The organism is Ruminococcus bicirculans (ex Wegman et al. 2014) (assembly GCF_000723465.1).
GTDB lineage: Bacteria > Bacillota > Clostridia > Oscillospirales > Ruminococcaceae > Hominimerdicola > Hominimerdicola aceti.
In genome coordinates, this window is the sequence record NZ_HF545616.1 from 548,498 (window position 1) to 566,508 (window position 18,011).

Consider the following 18,011-nt stretch of genomic DNA (forward strand, 5'->3'; position numbering starts at 1 on the left):
CGTTTGGACAACAATATATAAAAATATTATAACATATGGGCGGGCTTTTGTAAAATATCCCTCAACTATACTTTGTAAAATTTCTATGAACACAGTTGCCTGCGGTGCTGTGCGACAGTTAAGGTGTTTTCAGATACGCAAACAGAAAAGTCACGGCAGGCGGAGGAGATAAGCATATCGCTTATGCGATTTTCTATGAGGGCGGTAATTATGTGGCGTATCTCTCGTGCAGAGCCGCTTTTTGAAAGTGCCTGCTTTGCGATAAAAGGGTATACCTCTGGCTGACAGACGAGTGTACAGCCAAGTTCGGAGAGCCTTTTTTCAAGAGCGGATATTTCAAGGCGTGTAATGTTTTCCATATCGGAAAGGGTAAGGTCGTTAAAAACTATCACCTCATCTATCCTGCCTAAAAGCTCGGGAGACATAAAGCTTTTAAGCTCTGAGAGCATGGCTTTTTTCTTGGCTTCGCCATTTGACTTGCTGTTTGAAAAGCCCACGGCCTTGGTTTCGGCAAGCTTTTTCACGCCGATATTCGAGGTCATTATTATAAGGACATTGGAGAAAGAAACTGTCCTGCCAGCGGAGTCGGTAAGACAGCCGTCCTCTAGTATCTGTAAAAGCAGATTGTAGATGTCAGGATGAGCCTTTTCTATTTCGTCAAGAAGAAGCACACAGTAGGGCTTGCGGCGAATTTGTTCGGTGAGCCTGCCACCCTCGTCAAAGCCTACATATCCAGGGGGCGAGCCTATGAGCTTTGAAACGCTGTGGCGTTCCATGTATTCTGACATATCAAGCTTTACAATGGCGTTATCTCTGCCAAAAAGCGTTTTGGCAAGATCTTTTGCAAGCTGGCTCTTGCCCACTCCCGTTGACCCTAAGAAAATAAAGCTTCCCATGGGGCGGTCGCTGCCCTTTAGTCCTGCACGACAGCGGCGGACGGCAGAGCAGAGCGACTTTATAGCCGTCTGCTGTCCCACAATGCTTTCGCTTAGCTTATCTTCAAGCCCTGTGAGCCTTGCGGCTTCGTCCTGTCCGATATCAGCGCAGTTTATACCTGTGAGCGATGAAATAACGCTGTCAATGTGCCTTTTTTCAAGTGGTATGCGCTTTGGGCGGCACTCTGTTATGGCGGTGAGATATTCGTCACGGGTGAGCTTGCCTTTCACATAATCGTTGAAAGCGTCTGATATTTTCTCGCCAGAATTATTTTCACTTTGCTCTATGACCGCACAGGCACAGGCTTCGTCAAGGATATCAATTGCTTTGTCAGGAAAAAATCTGTCGGTGACATATCTTGCGGCAAGCTTAACTGCATATGGTATAAGGTCAGGGGAGATGTCAACGCTGTGGTGCTGTTCATATTTGTTTATAAGACCGCTGAGGATACGGCAGGTCTGGCTTTGATCAGGCTCATCTATCTTCACTTTCTGAAAGCGTCGCTCCATAGCTGAGTCTTTTTCAATATTTTTGCGGTATTCCTCAAAAGTCGTTGCGCCTATGAGCTGTAGACCGCCCCTTGCAAGCTGTGGTTTCAGGATATTTGCAGCGTCTATTGCACCCTCTGCCGCTCCTGCACCCATTATGTTGTGAAGCTCATCAATGAAAAGTATCACATTTCCAGCCTTTGCGGCTTCGTCCATACAGCTTTTCAATCGCTCCTCGAAGTCCCCACGATATTTTGCTCCTGCAAGGAGGGCAGTTATATCAAGGGAGAAGATCCGCTTTGAGGACAACGCAGACGGCACTTCTCCAAGCATGATCTTTCTCGCAAGCCCCTCCACAACAGCGGTCTTTCCCACACCTGCCTCACCTACAAGGCAGGGATTGTTCTTTGTGCGGCGGCAGAGTATCTCCATGATACGTTCTGTTTCAGCTTCTCTGCCTATGCAGGGGTCGAATTTTTCGCACTCGCTTTTGCGTGTAAGCTCTCTGCCGTAGCGTTCAAGGGTCTTTAGCTTGGGATAATTTCTGTCTGAAAAAATATTAGGCTCGTTGCCTGACAATGAGCAATCGTTGTACATCTTGTTGCAGTTCACCCCTAACTGCTGCAATATCTCAAAGGCACAGCAATCGCTGCGGCGGAGTATCATAGCAAGAATGTATTCCGTTCCTGCAATACCGCCACCCATGCTCTCGCACAGCCTTTTTGCGCCTTTTAAAACAGCGGCAGCGTTAGGAGTGATGTCATTTTTCGTAAGACGGCATGGCGTGCCTCTGCCTATGATGTATTCTATCTGCTCCTCTATCCTTTGAGCCGTGACCTCGTGGCGCAGAAGCACTGCACAGGCTGTGGAGTCCTCCTCATAGGCGGCAGAGAGCAGGATATGCTCAGTGCCGATATAAGTATGCCCCCAGCTTCCTGCCAGAGTGACGGCATTTTTCACAAGCTCTCTTGCCCTTGGTGTAAAGCTGTCGCTATCAAAAAACTGTTCGTTCATAAAATTCACCCCTTAAAATGTTTAAGACAAAGCTTTGTCTTAGCTACATTCTTGACAGTTTTGCGTCTTGTTATTCTCGCATTTTTATCGCTTTTATATTCTTATGCACAGGACAAATTCTCCTTGCAGATTTTTTTGTAACACATTTTTCTCTGCGTCATAAACTGTAATATAAAGCAACGGAGCAAAGCTTCAGCTTTATAAATCTTAATAAAAAAGGAGATTTCATTTATGAACGGTTGTGGATTTGGCGGTTGTTGGTGGATCATTATCCTTATTCTCATATTCTGCTGTGGCTGCGGCGGTTGCGGAAATGGCTGTGGCGGTTGTGGAAACGGCTGCGGTGGTTGTGGCTGCGACAATGGTTGCGGCGGCTGCGGATGCTGATCTGACGGCAAATAAAAGACGGCGGAGCATTACGCTTCGCCGCTTTTTTTTATTTATCTTCTTTTTCCAAACGCTTTTCAAGGCGTTTCACAATAGTTTTCAGTGCTTTTATGCGGGCGTATTTTTTATCGTTGCCCTCAAGTATCGTCCATGGTGCTATATCTGTGGAGGTAAGTGTTATCATGCGGTCAACATATTTCTCATAGGTGTCCCACTTTTCACGGTTGCGCCAATCCTCATCGGTTATCTTCCAACGCTTTTCAGGCGTGTTCTCACGCTCGTTAAAACGGCGGAGCTGTTCGTCTTTATCTACATTCACCCAGAATTTTATTATCTCTGCGCCCCAATCATGAAGCTGGCTTTCAAACTCGTTTATCTCACGATAAGCCATGTTCACACGTTCTTCGGGGGTGAGCTTTTCGATAGGCTCGACCATTACTCTGCCATACCATGTGCGGTCAAAGATAGTAAAGTGACCATTCTTTTCAAGACGTGTCCAGAAACGCCATAGATAGTGCCTTGCAAGCTCTGACGGTTCGGGTGCAGCGATAGGGTGAACTTCATAGCCCCTTGGATCAAGGGCAGCCGCAATGCGCTTGATATTTCCGCCTTTTCCTGCTGCATCCCAGCCTTCATAGCATATTATAACAGGTATCTTCTTCTGATAGCAGAGATTTTGCAGCTTGAAAAGCTTGTCCTGATATTTTTTCAGCTTTTTCTCATATTCCGCTTCGTCAAGGGACTTGTTCATATCCACTTCTGCAAGAGCAGGCATTTCAATAGTTTTATATTCAGGATAATTGTATCCGCAGGTGTCGAACTGTGGTTCGGGAATATAATGTTCGCCTTTCTCCTTGGCGGAAACTGCAGTGCTTACTGCCTTTGAGACCGCTGTCAGCACTTCAAGCTCAGCAGAGGCACGTTCATTTGCCCCAACGCAAGTCCACGGAGCAAATGCCGTGTTTGTGTTTTCAAGCATTTTGTCATATCTGCGGAAAAACTTATCGTATTTTTCCATGTTCTTTATATCGTGGCTTTCCACACGCCAGCTTGTAACAGAGGAGTTCTCCAGCTTTTCGATACGCTTTTTCTGCTCGTCTTCGGTAATGTGCAGGAAAATTTTCACGATAACATATCCGTCATCTGTAAGCTGCCTTTCAAAGGTGCAGATATCTTCAAGACGTGTGTCCCTTGTTTCCTTGTCTATCTCACCGTACATAAAGGCGTTCACAGTGTCACGATACCAGCTTCGATCAAGGATAAGAAACTCACCTTTTTTCGGCAGCGTCTGCCAATAACGCCACAGCCATGGCATACGCTTTTCTTGCTCATTCGGTGCACGATAGGAAACCACCTTGTAAAAACGTGGGTCAAGAGAGCGTATGAGCTTTGCTATCATCGAGCCTTTTCCTGCGGCAGACCAGCCGTCAAATGTGATTATAACAGGCACTCCTGCGGTCTTTATTTTGTTTTCAAGCAGGGTGAGCTGTTCTCTCAGCCCTTTTAGCTGTTCGGATATCTCTGATTTTTCTGTGTTTTTCTGTATGATCTTTTCAAGCATTGCTATCTCTCCTCTTTTCACTAAATTGTTATTATCACAACCTAATTTATTTGATTTATGTATATTATACACATTTTATCTTTATTTGTATATAGACATTTTTCATGAAAATGCTATCTCTTTTTTGTTAATACGGAGTTAATATTATTGGTTTATACTAATATGATATAAAATATCTCGCAAAGGACGGCAGTGATATGTCAAAAAAAGACGAAAAGGACATTAATATATCAAAGCTCGACAAAAGTCTGGAGGGTCAGGGTCTGTTGGAGGACGCTGATGACGCAGAGTATGAGCGCACGCTGGCTCAGCAAAGGCGTGAGGCTGAGGAGCGTGAAAGGCAGGTTTTAGAGCAGGCGGAAGCTGAAAGACGTGAGCGTGAACGTCAGGAAGAAAAGGAACGTGAACGCAGGCTTGCTCAGGAGCGTATCGAGCTTATGAAGCTCAAAAGCGGAGTTATTGATGAAAGCGAGTCTTCCATAAAGGAAGAGCATGACCAGATAAGAGAGCTTCATGGCTTTGAAAAGGTGCAGAATTTCTTTTATCACAACAAGGTGTGGATAATCTTTACAATATTTATCATAGCGGTGGCGGCATTTATTTTTATTGACGCTGCAAGGCGTGAAAAGGCAGACTTGACAGTGCTTATGATCGCAAACAATGGCTTGGAAACACGTCAGGAGGAACTGGAGGAGTTCTTTGAAAAATACACGGACGATCTTGACGGCAATGGTTATGTCCATGTTGAGGTCATTATGATTCCGCTAAATTCTCACAGCGACGATTATCAGCAACAGAACGTGAACAGCACTAAGTTCTTGGCACAGCTTCAGGGGGGCGAGTCTATACTTGTTATAACAGACTCAAACACTGACGAGGAGTTCAAGTCAATAATGACTCCTGAGTTGCCAAAGGAATTTCCGAACAACAAGTATGTTGATGATATGGGCATGAGCTGGAACATGGAGATCATGGCAAAGGAGCTTAACTTCGAGAATATGCCGAATGATATCCATCTTTCAATGAGAGTGCCAGTTAAGACTTTGGGCGACTCTAAGGAAACTATGCAGGAGAATTATGATAAGGCGTTCAAAGTTTTCAAACGCATAGTTGACGATATGACTGAGAAAGCCGTAGAGGCAGGAGATAAGGGTCTTACAACTGAGCCTGTCCACTATGATGACAGCAGTTTGGAAAGCTCCGATAGCACAGAAAGCTCAGAAAATAAGTAACGGATATTTGGCTGTAGGGGACTGCGTTTTCGACGTCCCGTATGACAAAGTAAAGAATAGCGGACAACCACTTTCCTGTGGCTGTCCGCTTTGTGTTTGTATCAGTATTGATAATCATAATTTGTGTTGTCCTGATAATAGCCGTCTGTGTAGCCGTCCGCCTGACTTGATTGTGTGTCGGAAGTGTTCAGGCTTGAACAGTTCTGATCTTCGGCATATTTGTAATCAGAGGTGACACCAAGATATTCTTCAAGGCAAAGACCGCTCTTTGTTACCGCCTGGGCTTTTTCCTTACCGAGATAGCGGATATGCCACGGCTCATACACATATCCTGTTTTATCCTCTTTTCCCTCAGGGTAACGGATAATAAAGCCGTACTCTGCACAGTGTTCAGCCAGCCAGTTTGCTTCGGGAGTGCCTGCAAAGCTGTCCTCGGTGGTGTTAACATCAAAGGTCAGACCCGTTTGATGTTCTGAATGTCCCGGACGGGAAGATACCTCGTCTGCGGCTTCTGTGCCACGCTCTGCGGCATAGGAGTTATAAAGAGATTCCTGATCCTGATATGAACGATAGCTTGAATTTACAAAGAGTGTTATGCCGTCCTGAGCCGCGGCAGCTGCCATTTCGTCAAAGGCGTTCTGTGCAATTGTGCTTACGCCCGGAGCGTAATCAGAGGGCAGGGAGTAGGTCTTGTTTACGATAAGAATGCCGTCAACAAAGGTCATGCCGTTTGACTGCTCTATCTTATGCTTTGTTTCTTCTGCTTTGCTGTTGTCGGAGGTTTTCTTTTTGGTGGTAGTCTTTGCTTCAGCCTGCTTTGTGCTTTCGGTCTGTGATGATGAATAAGCAGCAGGCTTGTTGTCTGACCTTCCACCACAGGCTTTCACTATCACAAAAATTATCACCAAAAGAATTGCTATGGCAATGATACGGTTTTTCATAACACGCCTGTGTTCTCTTGCGCGCCTTTCGGCACGGCGTTTTTCCATTTCAATGCGCATTCTTTCGTATTCTTCATCACGATAAGCGCTGTATTCGTCAGGCTGGCCATTAGTGTCTTGGGATAAATTCTCGTTATTAGTCTGATTATTCATAAATATCCTCTTTTTTGTAATTCGCTTTTTACGTTTTGTGTTGCCTTTATTATATCACAATCGCATAAAATATTCAAGTCGGATATTGTCGGCTTATTTCATAACATAAACATAGCATTGATATAGCGGCATAGATTCGTATTCATCATTATCTGGGTCATTCCACATATGGTCTTTTCTTTCCTGAACTATATCATCATGGAAAAAGCAAACACCAAGATATGTGTAATCTTCCAAGCCGTTGATCAGATTGTCACCGTAAGAGAGACCAAAGCTTGCATTATTTTTTAACCAAGTAAAAAGCTCTGTGTATGCCTCGTCATAGTCTGAAACACAGCTGTTGTTTGCTGTGAATTGTCGTATTTTGCTGTTGTTAGGCAGACCGACCTCAGAGAGATGTTCGTATACGTTGCCAATGCCTTGACAGTAGTCGTCCATTTGATACAGGCTCTTTTGCAGACATTCATCAAGCTGTCCGCTTGCACGGAGTGGTTTCAGACCATATTTCTCACGGAGAGGATTTACATAATCGAGCAGGTCAAGGGTCATCTGACTTGCACCATCAGGGGAGTAATATTCAGGCTCGACAGACTCGTCCAGCTGAGTATCTTCTGTGTTTTCCTGCGGTATATCCTGCTGTATCTCCGGCTCTGTCACAGGCTCAGTCACTTTTTCTGTAGTGGTAGTGGTGGTGACTGCGGCGGCTTTTGACTCTGCTAATGCCGCCCCTTCTACAATATCTGACGCAAGGGCAGCCTTGTCAGGCTCACGCTTTTTTGTGGTAGTAGTCATGACAGTGGTGACGGGAGGCAGAGTAGTTGTCACAGGTGTATTTGTGGTGACAGTGGCAGTAGATCGAGGTGTGCTTTTTTTCACAGCCGTGGTCTTATCACTATTGTTATTATAAGTATACACCCCGAAAACAGTTGCGGATACTAATGCCACAGCGATTATTGGTGTGGTTATTTTTGCTTTTAAAGAAACTTTTTTGGGGGTAGCGAGAACTATTTCTTGCCTCTTGTTTATTTCGCTCATGCAGCCAAAGCAGAAAATGGAATCGTCATGAAGGATTCTTCCGCAATTAGGACATTTTTTCATATTTTAATTTTCTCCTGATCTTATTAAGCACATTGTACAGCTCTTCCGCAGTGCTATATCTGTCGTCTGGATTGATAGAAAGGCATTTCTTTATGACTTTCAGAATTTTCTTGTTTTCGCACATTTTGACCGACGGGTGTTCACCTGTCAAAAGAACGTTCAGAAGCACTGCCAGAGAATAGAGATCCGTTCTTGCGTCAGATTGCTGCATACCGAATTGTTCAGGTGCGGCAAAGCCTACAGTTCCCAAAGTCTGGGTGTCAGAGCGTTGATTAGATTTATAAATTTTAGAAATATCAAAATCTATAATCTTGACATTATTGTCGTCACATATTATAATATTATCAGGCTTTATATCACGGTGAACGATGCCGCTGTTGTGAAGAGCATACAATCCCTGGCATATGGAGCAGGTAATGTTCAGGGCATCGTGTTCTGCTAGTGTTTCGCCGTTTGCATAATCCGTAAGAGTCATGCCGTCGCAGAATTCTTCATAGATAGTATACGCTTCAGTGCTTTCGGAGATCTCGTAGATACGGCAAAGATATGGATTATTTATCAATGCGAGCCTTTGATATACAGAAACGTCAGCAGGCTTATAGATAATGTGCCGCACCATTTTTACACCTGTGTCACTCTCTAAAATGACTTTTTCGTGCTTGCTGTTTTTAAATAAATAGTTTTTGCAGTCGAACATTTTGTCGATCTGTTCTGTTTCAAAATCATATAAGCTTTTTTGTGACATATTTCTCATCTCCAATGTAAAAATGTAAAAAAATAAATTATTATAGGAAGGAACTGGTGACATGAAAAAAACAACACAGCTTATGGAGGAGCTAAATGGAAGCGATGATATCAACAGTTTTCTAAGCAACAATAAGGATTCTCTTGACAGACAGGATTTTGCACGTTATCTTTGTGAGCTTGTGAAAAAGAAAAAGATGACAAAGATAGAGGTCATAAGAATATCCCAGCTAAATCAAATATATGGATATCAGATATTTGCAGGAGCAAGACTTCCAAGCAAGGATAAGATAATCGCTATCGCACTTGCAATGAAGCTTGATATTGATACCGTTCAGCGACTTCTGACCCTTGCGGGTGAAGCTCAGCTTTATCCTAAAAACACCCGTGATTGCATACTCATTGACGCAATAAATAAAGGCTATGATGTGGCAAAGCTCAACAAAGTGCTTTTTGAAAATGGTTCACAGTGCCTTAAATAACGATCGTTTCATAAATCAGCTCCGGCTCTTCGGGGCTGATTTTTTTTATTATCGTAACATATATTATATCACATTTTGACAAGGTTTTCAAGAGTTGTCAGGAAATAAAAACACACGCCGCAGAAAATTTCCGCGGCGTGTTTCTTACTATTTTACTCTTATGGAACGAGAGTTGTAGTTGTTGCCTTATCCTTTGCAGATGTAGTTGTTTCTGCTACAGAAGAATCGGTCTTTGCTGTTGTTGTGGTAGTAGTTGTTGCTTCGCTTGCTGCAGCCGATGAAGAATCGTCAGTTGCAGGCTTTGAAGCCGCACCAGCCTTAGTTGTTGTGTAACCCTCGGCTTCAATTACCTTCTTCTTGAAATCTGCTTCTTTGTTGTAGTAAGATGTTGAGAAGTAAGGCTCTTCAGTAAATGTTTCACCTGTTGCAACGATATTTGAGCAGTAGATCGAAGCATAGAATGAAACTGCCTTTTTCTCCTTATCTGTCTTTACAGTTATCTTGTAAAGATTGTAGAGTGCATTTGTGTTCTCCCAAGAATCATAATTCTTCTTGTTTGTGAATGCAACATAAGTGTCAACGTAATCAAAAGACTCGATAGATGTTACCTTGCCGTCAAAGTCAGCAGGATATGGAGCGTAATGACCCTTTATATCCTTTCTCATATCTTCGATCTTGTCATCGAGATATGACTGATAGCTGTCCATAGCAGCCTTGCCGTTGTCAGCTGTTACATATGCAGGGAATGTTTCGTCAACTGTTATTTCCTTAACATAAACAGTGTCGCCCCAATCGTTTGTTTCAGTTTTGCCGGAAAGTGTGATACCATTTCTTGCAAGTGAGGAATAAGGGCTGCAAGTTACCTTGAATGTGCCTCCGATGCCAATATAATCATCGCATGATACTGAGTAAGAAACATTGTCCTTAAGAGCAGCAGGGATAGACTCGCTCTTTACTGAGTAAGGCTTAACAAATGGAACACCGCCTGAGCATTCAAATTCAAGTCCCTCGAACGGGTCGATCTCCTGAGTTTTTTCAAGACCCTCAACAGTGAAATCCTTTGTTACCTTGCCGTCCTTAACGTCGGCTGTCTTGTATGTATAATACTTGTCGTCATATTCAAACCAAGTCATGTCACCGCTTTCTTCTGCGCCATAAACGTCTATGTTAGCTGTAACAGTGTACTTGTCGCCGTTTTTCAGATCTGACTTGTAGTCATAATCATAGTAGATAAATGGATATGCTGAGTCATATGAAACATCAGCAGAGCCGTTGCCGTCAAAGCCTGAGAACTTGACCTCAACGCCCTTGAAGAAGTCGATCTCCTCACCATTTTTTAGATCCTTTACAGTTACCTCAAACTCAGTGTTCTTTAGCTTTATGTTCTTGTCCTTGAGAGAATCCTCGTTGTACTTTACTGTGCATTTTACCTTGTCACCATTTTTAAGATTCTTGTTTGCTTTCTTATCAAAAGTGATCTTCAGCTTATACTCGCCATCGCTATTTGTTTTGAGAAGGGCATTTCTCATCTTCTTAGCTTCTGTAAAATCATCAGCTTTGTTAAATGCTTTTGTAAGAGTTTTCTTGTCAAGTGCAAAATACTTGCTTACCTTTGATGACTTGTCAGATGAGCTTGCATAGTCGGAAAGATCATCAAGGTCGTCAAGGTCAAGATCTGTCTCGTCAGCAAGGTCGCCGAGAGCGCTTGTAGCGTCTGCCATTGAATAGTAGCTCTTGTCATAGCAGTTAAGCTCTGCCTCAACATAGCCACAGCCGTCAATGCCCTTAAATTCAAACTTGAAAAGATCCTTTGCGTCGATCACCTGATATTTAAGAATGTTGCACAGAATGATGATCGCAACGATAACAACGATAAGAGCTGCAGCGGCGATAAGTGTTATCTTCTTGTGACCCTTTACCCATTCGCCAAGCTTAGCAAAAGGATTTGGCTTTGCAGCCGCAGGAGCTGCTGCCTGAGCGTAGTTGTTTGCTGGTTGTGCATACTGCTGGTCATACTGAGGAGCCTGCTGCTGTACAGGCTGAGTCTGCTGAACGGGTGCCTGAGCAGGTGCTGCCTGCTGTGTGGAAATGCCTGCTTCGGCTTCCATTTCGGCGACAGACGCACCGCAGCCGCCACAGAATTTTTCTTCTGGACCTATTGGCGCTCCGCACTTAGCACAAAACTTGATAGTGTTCATTTCATACCTCCATTGATACTTCTTTTCTAAACAGGATAAAATTTTTTATCCTATTCATACATTCTAAGTATAATATTAGCAGAAAGAAAAGTCAAGAAAAACTCGTTGAAACCGCCTTGTTCTGTATGATTTTTGTAGATTTGTACAATAACGCAAGAAAAAATCATACACTTTGATAACGTTTTAGACACAATTTTTCTACATTAAAAAACCGAATATAAATGAGGATACTGAGTGTGGTATATCTTCTCTGTCCATGAGCGTATGCTCTCGCACTCTGACAAAAATTCCTCAGAGCCCTTTTCCAATAGGGCTGGGAGCTTTGCCACTGCATAGGAGATATCATCAAGTGTGCAGGATTGTGCTATATATGATATTCTTACATAATATTTATTCCAGGCATTTTCGAGTTCTTCGAGCCGTTGTGCTGTGTCGCTGTCATCATTTCTGTAGCTGTTTTCAGCGGCGTTCACAAGGCTTATGAATTTATCGTTTTCTTTTTTTACCGCAAATACGGAGAACACTGACATGGCGGCTATGACAGTGAGGATAATAATGCAGGCGGTCAATCTTTTCATTGTGATTGCTCCTTTATACTTTTTTCTTGCCCTTGTCTTTTCTTATGGCAACTATCTGCCCTGAGGGGTCAGCGGTGCAGATGTAAACATCTTTCAGGGGCATACCCTTTTCTCCTAGCTTTTTCATGAGCCACTTTTCGTCCTTGCCGATAAGACCAAGGGCGGAGTATATTATCCTTCCGTTGTCGACAACGAGCTGTGGAGGATCGGTCTGAGATCCTTTTATGCCCATTCCGCCATTGTTTACAGGTCGAAACTGTGCTTTCTGATAGACCGATATCTTGCCTGTTGTTTCCACCACCGCAAGCTGTACCTCGTTTATATCGAATATACCCATGCTTCTTAGGGACTCCAAAAGATCGTCTGCGGAAAAACGCAGGTCTTTGAGCTGTTTTTGATCTATGATCCCACGGGACACGACTATTTTCGGAGAGCCGCATATGAGCTTTCTAAGCCCTCTGAATTTAAGCGAGCAGTGAGAGAGTATAACGTCAAGGCACACCAGCGTGAATATAGGCACTATGCCCATTGACATCGGTATAGTCATATCCTCGATAGGCAGGGTGGCGATGTTTGAAAGCAGAAGCGTTATAACAAGCTCAGAGGGCTGTAATTCGCCTATCTGCCTTTTGCCCATAAGGCGTATGCTTATGACAATGAGTATATAAAGTATAACGGCTCTGAAAAAAACTATCAGCATTTTGTTTTCCTCCAATATGGTCAAAGCTATTTTTTGCAGCTTTAATGCAGAATATTCTGATAACAGCCGCAGATAATAAATACAACAAAATTTCATGTAGGAGAAACAAAATGAATACACCCGATTTCAGAAACTACAAAAACGCTGAGATAGATAAGACCATTGACGCTGCCATGACTTCCCTTCGCACCATAACAGGCAATTCAATGGATCTTAACATAATGAATGTGAAGATATGCTCCGTAAGCTGTGCGTTGGTATCCATAGAGGGAATGATCTCAACGAGCGCAATGTCAGAGCTTATTTTCAGACCTATAATGGAGCTTTCTGCACAAAAGTCAAAGGGCAATTCAGAGCAGGTATTCGACTTCCTGACAAAAGAAAGCCTGCTTGCCGCCGAGAGAAAAACGGTCTTTAATTATGGTGACGTCATACAGTTTTTGTTTTCGGGCTTTGCGGTCATATTTGTGGAGGGGCTTTCAAAGGCTGTTGTTTACGGTATCCAAGGTTACGACAAGCGGTCGGTTTCTGAGCCTGCAAGCGAGCAGACTATAATGTGCGCACAGGATTCTTTTACGGAAACAATAAGAACTAATATTTCTCTTGTGCGCCGACGAATGAAAACACCATCGCTGCGGTTTGAGATGATGCAGATAGGAAAGCGTTCTTCCACCGACGTGTGCATGGTCTACATGAGCGACCGGGCAAGCTCAGACGCTGTGGACAGGCTGAGAAAACAGCTCAAAGGCATAAAGCTCGACACTGTTCTCACAAGCGGATATATCGAACCTTTTATCGACGAAGGCTTCGGTTCGTCAGTGTTTTCACAAATGGCTTATTCCGAAAGACCTGATATGATATGCACAAGGCTAAATCAGGGCAGGATATGTGTTTTTGTGGACGGCACTCCATTTGTGCTTATCTGCCCATCGCTTTTTGCGGAAAATTTCCAGACCATGGACGATTTTGCGGAAAAGCCTTTTTACGTCACCTTTATGCGGTGGCTGAAATATATTGCGTTCTTTCTAGCGGTGGCTTTTCCGGGTCTGTATGTTGCACTGGCGAGTTTTCACCCTGAGGTCTTCACATTGAAGCTTCTTCTGAATCTTGCAGTTTCAGAGGAGTCAACGCCTTATCCGTTGACAGTGGAGGTGCTTGTGCTAATGCTTCTATTTGAGATAATGAAAGAAGCAGGCTTGCGGCTTCCAAAGCCTGTGGGAAGCACTGTTTCTATAGTGGGCGGTCTTATCATAGGCGACGCTGCCGTAAAAAGCGGACTTGTGTCCGCCCCTCTGCTTATAGTGGTGGGGATAACCACAACATCATCGTTCGTTATACCGAGCCTTTATCAGCAGACGGCTATATTAAGGCTAGTGTATATCCTGGTGGGCGGCGGCTCGGGGCTTTATGGCATTGCACTTTGCACTGTGCTTTTGATGATAAATATAAACTCCATGGACGACCTTGCAGTATCTTACACCGCTCCTGTTACGCCATTTTTCTCAAAGGGTATAAAGGACGTTATTTCAAGGCGGAGCTTTCGGTCATATGAGAAAACTCACAGCACCATTAAAGAATACAAGCTTGACGAAAAGGGGGGAAGCCAATGAAAAAGCTTACGCCATCGCAGTTTTTTGCAATGCTTATCTGTACAAGAGCCTTTTCAATGATGACATTTCTCCCTGAAAGCACCGCAAACGCTTTGGAGCTTATGCTTGGAACAATGCTGTCTACAGCTTTTCAGATAGTTATGATATGCGGTATGGCGGCTTTCCACAAGCGCTTTCCTAATGATGACCCATGCACCCTTGTGGTGAGCCGTTCAAAGTGGGCAGGCAGGGGAGTTTGTACAATGTATCTTGCATATTTTCTTACAGTGTCATTTTATGTTATCGGCACCTTCACCTATTTTATGGATTATTATTTTTCTGATTATATACCACGGCTCATGATAGTTCTCAGCGTTGCCGCCTGCGGGATATATGTTGCAATGTCAGGTCTTGGGGTCATAGGAAAAACGGGAACAGTGCTTTTTGTACTTTTTCTCTTTGTGACATCTATCCTTGTTATAAGCTCTCTTGAAGATTTCACATTCGTTGATTTTCACCTTGCGGAAAGAAACGTTGGAAAAGGCATTTTTCATTCTGCTGTCAGCGAGCTTGCAAGAAGCTCTTATCTTGCAGTGATAGCTTTTCTTTTACCCTCAACAAAGGGCAATGCAGCAAAAACGTCTGTGTATTTTCTGCTCACAAGGCTTGCCCTTGTTGAAATAGTCTTAGGCTTTATCACAATGATACTTGGAGATTACACTCTTCTTGCAAAACTGCCATTCTTCGCACTTGCGGCATTTTCACGCACTGCCATAATAGAACGCTATGACGCCGCTGTTATGGGCGTGTGGGTAATGCTCTCGGTATATAAGCTGGGAGTATATTTCCATTGTTCAGGCAGATGCCTGAGATATGTTTTTCCTAAGCTCGGTTCTGGCTCGGGCGTGATAATAACAGCGGTGATTCCTGCGGCGGCAACGCTCTTTTGGCTCTTGCCTCACAAGTGGGAGAGCATCGCATACGCAGGGCTCAGCCCTATCCCACTCATATTTCTCGGAGGCGTAATACCGCTTCTATGCCTGATATTTGTTAAAAAGGGGGCGAGATCTGATGAAAAAGCGTAAGATACAGGTGGCTGTTGTGCTTTTTATCGCAGCAGTGACGCTGCTGTTTTCTTCTTTCGGCAGGCAGGTGGATATCGAGGAGCGTGTTCTTTGCCACGCCATGGGCGTTGACTATGAGAACGGGGAATACAATGTGTCACTGCAGGTCTTTAAGACCCAGAGTATGGGTTCTGACACTCCTCTTGATGTGAGCCAGTCCAATATACAGACTGTCAATTGCAAAGGCAGGAGTATCCGAGACGCCATTGAGGGCTGTCAGTATCAGATAGGCAGGGAGATCTTTTTTGGCCATCTTCAAATAATATGCTTTAATAAAAATACAGATTTTTCCTCTCCGGAGGAGCTTTTCTCTTTTGCTATAAAGGACAAAAATGTTTTTCTTGGAGTGGAGCTTTGCTTGGCGGAAAATACCGCAGAGGAGCTTATGAACGTTCAGCTAACAAGGGGAACGATGTCCTCAGAAAACTTCACACAGGTCATAAAAATGGGTGTGAAAAACGGCGTAACGGTGGAGTGCCGCCTTATCGATCTGCTTTCCTGCATAAGATCACCGCAGTATATCGCTATGCCAGTTATATCTATCAAACAACCGCTGGGAGATTTTGCGGAGAGCCATGAGGAAAAGTCAGCGGAACAGCAGGAGCCGCTTTTGGAAATAAAAAAGACCGCCCTTATACGAAAAGGTACGGTGCTTGAGAGCTATCTTTCCCACGCTGACGCATCAGGCTGTCTGTGGCTCACGGGAAAGGCAGAGCAGTATTCTGATATTATCGAATATAATGGAAGCCCCATGGACGTTAGGATAACCTCTGACAGCCACAGCCTGAAGCTTGATAACGAGAACGGCAGGCTCGTATGCAGATTGAAGCTCTCTGTTCTTGCACACACTTCTCTTGATATCCGTGACGAGAAAAGCTCAGACAAGGTGGCGGCACTTGTGAAACAGCGCCTTGAAGAAAATATCACAGGGGTGTGGAACAAAGCCATGTATGAGAACAGGACGGATATTTTTGATGTGTGGCGGCTTTTCCGTCACAAATATCCGCAAAGCTATCTGAAGTATGCCGACCGCCTTGATGAAGTGCTAGGCTCGGTGGAGCTTGAAACGGATATCACCTGTCGGGTGTCATAAGACAGAGCATATCCTCGGGAAGCGGTGCGGTAACAGTCACTATCCTGCCGTTTTCGGGGCTTTGAAAAGTCATTTTCTCGCAGTGGAGAGCCTGACGGCTTATAAGAGGGCTTGCCTCGCCATAAAGGTCATCACCCAGGAGAGGATAGCCCATAAAAGCCGAGTGTACTCTTATTTGGTGCGTTCTGCCGGTTTCAAGAAAGAAGTCCACAAGAGAAAGATCTCCCAGCCTTTTGCGTACAAGATAATCCGTTGCGGAATATTGTCCGTCAGCCCTCACACAGCGTTTTATTATAGTTTCCTGCTCCCTTGCGATAGGCGCACAGATACGCCCGCCGCAGTGGGGCAGGTCTTTTATTATCCCAACATAGGTCTTTTCAAAGCTTTTTTGGAGCATTGCGACGCTTCGCTGACTTTTTGCCACAAGCACACAGCCGCTCGTGTTGCGGTCAAGGCGGTTGACAGGCCTAAAAGCGAGGCTTGGATAAAGTGAGGCAAAAAGATTTCCCAGCGTATCGTCACGATGCTTTATTGACGGGTGGCAGGGCATAAAAGGCGGCTTTGAGAACACCACCACCTCGCTGTCCTCATAGAGGATATCAGCTTTCAGGTCAGGATTAGGGTCAAGAGCTTCACCGTCACCCTCGTTTATCATGATGATGTCATTTTCATATACAAGGTCAACAGTGCGGATAAGGACGCCCTTTCTTGTCATGCCGTTTTCAGTGCGTTTGAGCCTTGTTATGAGCCTTTTTGAAAAGCCCCTTGAACGCAGTACACATTCAAGGGCTTTTTCATTTTCTTCTTTTGTTATTGTCACAGTCATTTGCTGTATTTCCTCCAGCGCTTTATCATTGACGGCATTTTGTCCTGCCAGTAGCTTCCCATTATATCCTGCAAAAACACTATATAGCTTAGTCTGAAATATGGATAGATGATAAAAACAGGATATACTAACAGAAGTGCGGGGATATACATAACAAAGCTCAGCAGGAACGAGATATATCTGCCATGCTGACCGTCCATGAGCCTTACAGAAAGATCGCAGGCGTCAAAAATGTTGGTGCGTGGGTTTAGAGTCATTATATATGGCGCAAGGGCAAGGGATATCCAGTAATGCACCATAAGTCCGAAAAACACAACAGACAGACCGAGTGAGAACATGAAACAAAGAAGACCTGCGGAGGTAAGCTCGCTGAGCTTGCATACCCAGCCCCAATAATACACGCTGTAGGTTGAGATAGCGAAAGGTACTGCGGAAAATAATTTCAGTGAATTAATTATAATGGAAGAAAACATGGTGTGGGAATAATATACATAAGAATGCGAGTTTATATACTGCCTCGATCCCACATAGCTGTCTGCTCTTGCAATATCAACAAAAAATCTGCGGACAGTCCACATTTCAAAAGATGCAAAAGGTATAATGACAATGAGGTCAAGAAACCAGAATAGCCTTACGGAAAACATGATCTTTTATTCCCTGCCATGAGAAAAAGTACTCCCAGCCGATGCGTTTGAAAAGCATAAAAAGGGCAAGCTCGCACAGACCAAGAAATACAAACACCGCAAACAAAAATGCCGTGAGCGATACGCAGTTTCCCATGTTCTGGCTTATATTTTTTCTTGCTGACAGTTTTATCTCTTTGTTTGTCAAGCCTTTTCCCCCCTCGTTTCTGTTTTTACTGTTTAC

The 18,011-nt window shown here is 44.0% G+C and carries 17 protein-coding genes; 6 read left to right on the forward strand and 11 right to left on the reverse strand.

The features are described 5' to 3' along the window. Positions 1–83: 83 nt before the first annotated feature. Positions 84–2,438, reverse strand: coding sequence for an ATP-dependent Clp protease ATP-binding subunit (locus RBI_RS02460; protein WP_051706338.1), 2,355 nt, complete (start codon positions 2,436–2,438; stop codon positions 84–86). Between the two features lie 231 nt (positions 2,439–2,669). Between RBI_RS02460 and RBI_RS15020 the strand changes: the two genes are divergently transcribed. Then, positions 2,670–2,825, forward strand: a complete 156-nt coding sequence (locus RBI_RS15020; RefSeq protein WP_022288524.1) for a hypothetical protein — start codon at positions 2,670–2,672, stop codon at positions 2,823–2,825. A 49-nt stretch (positions 2,826–2,874) separates the two neighbouring features. On the opposite strand, the gene pap is transcribed toward RBI_RS15020, so the two are convergent. Continuing rightward, positions 2,875–4,386, reverse strand: coding sequence for a polyphosphate:AMP phosphotransferase (gene pap, locus RBI_RS02465; protein ID WP_038670762.1), 1,512 nt, complete (start codon positions 4,384–4,386; stop codon positions 2,875–2,877). A gap of 197 nt (positions 4,387–4,583) precedes the next feature. Here pap and RBI_RS02470 point away from each other — a divergent pair, with 197 nt between their 5' ends. Further along, the gene (locus tag RBI_RS02470; RefSeq protein ID WP_038670764.1) at positions 4,584–5,618 is read left to right on the forward strand and encodes a hypothetical protein; all 1,035 of its coding nucleotides are present in this window, start codon (positions 4,584–4,586) and stop codon (positions 5,616–5,618) included. Positions 5,619–5,719: 101 nt separating this feature from the next. Here the strand turns inward: RBI_RS02470 and RBI_RS02475 are convergent, their stop codons facing one another. The 3 genes from RBI_RS02475 to RBI_RS02485 form a co-directional block, all read right to left on the reverse strand. Next, positions 5,720–6,712 carry a M15 family metallopeptidase gene (locus RBI_RS02475; RefSeq protein WP_242843660.1) on the reverse strand — a complete coding sequence of 331 codons (993 nt, stop codon included), beginning with the start codon at positions 6,710–6,712 and terminating at the stop codon, positions 5,720–5,722. Between the two features lie 93 nt (positions 6,713–6,805). After that, positions 6,806–7,810: a hypothetical protein gene (locus RBI_RS02480; RefSeq protein WP_038670766.1), complete on the reverse strand. Its 1,005-nt coding sequence runs from the start codon at positions 7,808–7,810 to the stop codon at positions 6,806–6,808. Further along, entirely contained in the window at positions 7,794–8,555 is a 762-nt protein-coding gene (locus tag RBI_RS02485; protein WP_051706340.1) for a serine/threonine-protein kinase, read from the reverse strand. The genes RBI_RS02480 and RBI_RS02485 overlap by 17 nt, the downstream gene beginning before the upstream one ends. A gap of 61 nt (positions 8,556–8,616) precedes the next feature. Here RBI_RS02485 and RBI_RS02490 point away from each other — a divergent pair, with 61 nt between their 5' ends. Beyond that, positions 8,617–9,036 (forward strand): hypothetical protein, encoded by a 420-nt coding sequence (locus tag RBI_RS02490; RefSeq protein ID WP_051706344.1) that lies wholly within the window; start codon positions 8,617–8,619, stop codon positions 9,034–9,036. Positions 9,037–9,194: 158 nt separating this feature from the next. On the opposite strand, the gene RBI_RS02495 is transcribed toward RBI_RS02490, so the two are convergent. The 3 genes from RBI_RS02495 to RBI_RS02505 all read right to left on the reverse strand — a co-directional run bounded on the left by RBI_RS02495 (position 9,195) and on the right by RBI_RS02505 (position 12,512). Next, the gene (locus RBI_RS02495) at positions 9,195–11,234 is read right to left on the reverse strand and encodes a zinc ribbon domain-containing protein (RefSeq protein ID WP_038670767.1); all 2,040 of its coding nucleotides are present in this window, start codon (positions 11,232–11,234) and stop codon (positions 9,195–9,197) included. Positions 11,235–11,437: 203 nt separating this feature from the next. After that, on the reverse strand, positions 11,438–11,812 hold the full coding sequence (locus RBI_RS02500) for a DUF4363 family protein (protein WP_022288515.1): 375 nt from the start codon (positions 11,810–11,812) through the stop codon (positions 11,438–11,440). Between the two features lie 13 nt (positions 11,813–11,825). After that, positions 11,826–12,512, reverse strand: a complete 687-nt coding sequence (locus tag RBI_RS02505; protein WP_038670770.1) for a DUF421 domain-containing protein — start codon at positions 12,510–12,512, stop codon at positions 11,826–11,828. A gap of 110 nt (positions 12,513–12,622) precedes the next feature. On the opposite strand from RBI_RS02505, the gene RBI_RS02510 reads away from it, so the two are divergent. The 3 genes from RBI_RS02510 to RBI_RS02520 are packed head-to-tail and all read left to right on the forward strand — an operon-like array spanning position 12,623 to position 16,318. Continuing rightward, the gene (locus tag RBI_RS02510; protein ID WP_038670772.1) at positions 12,623–14,122 is read left to right on the forward strand and encodes a spore germination protein; all 1,500 of its coding nucleotides are present in this window, start codon (positions 12,623–12,625) and stop codon (positions 14,120–14,122) included. Continuing rightward, entirely contained in the window at positions 14,119–15,186 is a 1,068-nt protein-coding gene (locus RBI_RS02515; protein WP_038670775.1) for a GerAB/ArcD/ProY family transporter, read from the forward strand. Before RBI_RS02510 ends, RBI_RS02515 begins: the two co-directional genes overlap by 4 nt. Further along, complete coding sequence (locus RBI_RS02520) at positions 15,173–16,318, forward strand: Ger(x)C family spore germination C-terminal domain-containing protein (RefSeq protein ID WP_038670777.1); 1,146 nt, start codon at positions 15,173–15,175, stop codon at positions 16,316–16,318. The genes RBI_RS02515 and RBI_RS02520 overlap by 14 nt, the downstream gene beginning before the upstream one ends. Here RBI_RS02520 and RBI_RS02525 read toward each other — a convergent pair. Genes RBI_RS02525 through RBI_RS02535 form a run of 3 tightly spaced genes read right to left on the reverse strand, consistent with a single transcriptional unit; the run spans position 16,299 to position 17,975 of the window. After that, positions 16,299–17,144: an RluA family pseudouridine synthase gene (locus RBI_RS02525; protein WP_038670779.1), complete on the reverse strand. Its 846-nt coding sequence runs from the start codon at positions 17,142–17,144 to the stop codon at positions 16,299–16,301. The genes RBI_RS02520 and RBI_RS02525 overlap by 20 nt on opposite strands. Beyond that, the gene (locus tag RBI_RS02530; RefSeq protein ID WP_038670781.1) at positions 17,141–17,788 is read right to left on the reverse strand and encodes a hypothetical protein; all 648 of its coding nucleotides are present in this window, start codon (positions 17,786–17,788) and stop codon (positions 17,141–17,143) included. The genes RBI_RS02525 and RBI_RS02530 overlap by 4 nt, the downstream gene beginning before the upstream one ends. Beyond that, a complete protein-coding gene (locus RBI_RS02535) occupies positions 17,757–17,975 on the reverse strand; it encodes a hypothetical protein (protein ID WP_038670782.1) in 219 nt (72 codons plus the stop codon). Before RBI_RS02535 ends, RBI_RS02530 begins: the two co-directional genes overlap by 32 nt. Positions 17,976–18,011: the final 36 nt, after the last annotated feature.